Annotated in this window: 5 protein-coding genes; all 5 read right to left on the bottom strand. The window is 64.2% G+C overall.

From position 1 onward, the window contains the following. The coding region (locus tag ACGLWX_RS18230; protein WP_396241878.1) for a DNA cytosine methyltransferase at nt 1–462 on the bottom strand (462 nt) is incomplete at its 3' end. Beyond that, nucleotides 459–1,406 (bottom strand): recombination-associated protein RdgC, encoded by a 948-nt coding sequence (locus tag ACGLWX_RS18235; protein WP_396241880.1) that lies wholly within the window; start codon nt 1,404–1,406, stop codon nt 459–461. The genes ACGLWX_RS18230 and ACGLWX_RS18235, both read right to left, overlap by 4 nt. A 1-nt stretch (nt 1,407) precedes the next feature. Further along, nucleotides 1,408–1,836, bottom strand: coding sequence for a hypothetical protein (locus tag ACGLWX_RS18240; protein ID WP_396241882.1), 429 nt, complete (start codon nt 1,834–1,836; stop codon nt 1,408–1,410). Nucleotides 1,837–1,956: 120 nt separating this feature from the next. Beyond that, nucleotides 1,957–2,328: a hypothetical protein gene (locus ACGLWX_RS18245; RefSeq protein WP_396241884.1), complete on the bottom strand. Its 372-nt coding sequence runs from the start codon at nt 2,326–2,328 to the stop codon at nt 1,957–1,959. An 8-nt stretch (nt 2,329–2,336) separates the two neighbouring features. After that, a partial coding sequence (locus tag ACGLWX_RS18250) for a hypothetical protein (RefSeq protein WP_396241886.1) occupies nt 2,337–2,573 on the bottom strand: 237 nt, incomplete at its 5' end.

Below are 2,573 nucleotides of genomic sequence, written 5' to 3' on the forward strand. Positions count from 1 at the left end.
TCGGAAGGTCTGGCCTTTACGTGCCGGATCCGGGCGCACTTTCCCATCGGCACCTTTGATCAACGGGCCCCAATCCAGGAACTCCTCGACGTTCTCCAGGATGATCACGCGCGGTTTTACCTTCGCCGCCCAGCGCGCGGCGACCCAGGCGAGCCCGCGCACGGCTTTAGAAACCGGGCGCCCGCCTTTTGCCTTGCTATGATGCCGGCAGTCCGGAGAGAACCACGCCAGCCCGACCGGGCGACCGTTCACGGCCTGCTCGGGGTCGATGTCCCACACGTCCGCGACGGCGTGCTCGCTGCCCGGGTGGTTCGCGGTGTGCACGGCGATGGCCGTGGCGTCGTGATTGATGGCGAGATCGACCGGCCGGCCCAGCGCCTGCTCGATGCCTTCGCTGGCGCCACCGCCGCCGGCGAAGTTATCCACTACCAGTTCTGGCCCGAAAAGGTTCAGGTTGCTCATTGAACGCCCTCCGCTTTGCCGCTCTCCCGCACGGCCTCGCCGCCCATCCATTCCAGAATTCGCTCGACGCTGGCGCGCAAACACCCGGCCATCAGTACGAAGTCGGTTTCCAGCCGCGCGAGGGCATCATCGCCGTCATCGGCATGGTCGGCCTCTTCGATCAGCGCGTCGCCGAAGCGCAGCGACTTGATGGCCAGATCGTCGTGCAGCACGAACGAGAGTTGACCCTCGATGCCCAGGGCGAGCTGGCTGGCCTGTCGGCCGCTTTCCAGTAGCTGCTGGATCTCGTCGCTATCGAGGTCGAGCTGGCGCCCACGCACCACGCCGTCGTCGCCCTTGGCCTTGAGTACCACCTGGTCGCCCAGCTGCATGTCGGCGGGGCGGGTGCCCGCGTCGCCCAGCCAGCTGGTCATGGCGCGCACTGGTAGCGTTTGCGTGGTCAGCGGCGTGACCTTCAACGAGCCGAGCGTCTCGCGCAGCAGGTCGAGCACTTCTTCGGCGCGAGTGCGGCTGGATGTGTTGACGCCGATCAACTGGCGCTCGGTGTCCCACCACACGTCGATTTTCTGGCTACGCACGAACGCCCGGGGCATCAGTTCCTCGGTGATCTGCTCCTTGAGCGCGGTCTTTTCCTTGCGGGTGACCTTGCGCGCCTCGGCGGCCTCGATGTCGCCGACGCGCTCGGTGAGCTCCTCGGCGATCACGCTGGCGGGGAGCATACGCTCTTGGCGCAGGGCGCTCAGCAAGCGGTGACCATAGTTGGCGACGGAGTGCAGGAGTTGCCCGCCAGCGAGCCGCCCGGCGGGTGCCGTCCAGCCGAGGCGCCGGGCGTCGGCGCTGCCCAGCGGCTTGATGGCGTGCTCGTTCAGCAATTCGCTCATTTGAGCGTGACTGAGTAGCTGGTGCTCGTGCAGGCGGTAGAGGTGAAGGTGTTTGAACCACATGTTATTGCTCTCCCGGCCAGTTGACGTTCTGGGCGCCCGTTGCCGCCTTGTACTCTTCTTTGGTGATCCCCAGCGCGGCGAAGAGGTGCATAACGCTGGGCATCGTGTCGGTCTCTTCGTCGTAGAACTCCTCGGCGATGTTTTCCCAATAGGGGGCTTCGCGATCAGTAGTAGCGTCCAGCAGGCCGATAGCCTGCAGACGAGTGAGCTGCCCGGGCCATTCGGGCTCCGTGGTGATCATTTGGTCTGCCTGCTCCGGCTGACTAGGCGTTGCGGCCTGAGCTTGCTGGGTAAGCAGGTCTTCACGACCGTTCAGGTACCCGTTGTCCCACGCCTTCCTGAACGCCGGGCCGTTCTTGTCGGATAGCATTTCAATTTGCTTGGCGGCCTCTTCGGGGTTCTCGCGGCACCAGTTCGCGTCGATCGCCATGGTTGTCTCCTGCGGGCGGTGGTCAGTCATTGCGGTCTCCCTGTTTCGGCTGATCGCCCCGGGCGGGCGCGGGCTGTTTGAAGATGCGGTCGAAGTCGTCCTGGTTGAACATGGCGGGCCTCAGTGAGCTGTAAGGTTGGGCTGGTAGATATAGCCGACGTCTAAGCAGCCATTGGCGTACAGCCAAGCGCTCCGCATGTCTGGCCTACCGTGGTGCTTAATGAAGTCGCCCGCTTCGTTCAGGAAGTCGTGGCGGCTAGAGTAGGCGCATAGCTTTTTCAGGCTCTCCATGACGGCGTTGAAATACATGGCGTGTATTTCGGTGTCGCTCACGCTTTTATTCTTGGTGCCAAAGCCGTCGCACTCTTGGCATTCGCGCTCACAGCAAGGGCATACGCCGGTGCCTTCGCATTCGTCGCAGTCGGATTCCAGATACTCAACAAGCTCCAGCACCGTGTTTTTGTAATCAGGGAGCGGAATTGGCGTGATCATGCGACCTCCTAAAACTGAACGATTTGTAGCGGGCGGCCGGCGGTCTCCGGCAACGCAAACCGTGTGGGCGCCTGCCGATCGGCAGCGAGCGCGGGCCCGACTGGGCGCATGCCCGGGCATTGCTCGGCGGCGATGCCGCGATAGTCCGGCGCGCCGGTGCGCTGGTTGAGCGGCACGCCGCGCGCCTCTTCGGCCTGCCACACGGCGGCGTCGGTGCAGTAGCTGGTTAGCCAGTCCTGCCGGCG

It is taken from the genome of Halomonas sp. HMF6819 (assembly GCF_044335525.1).
Taxonomy (GTDB): domain Bacteria; phylum Pseudomonadota; class Gammaproteobacteria; order Pseudomonadales; family Halomonadaceae; genus Vreelandella.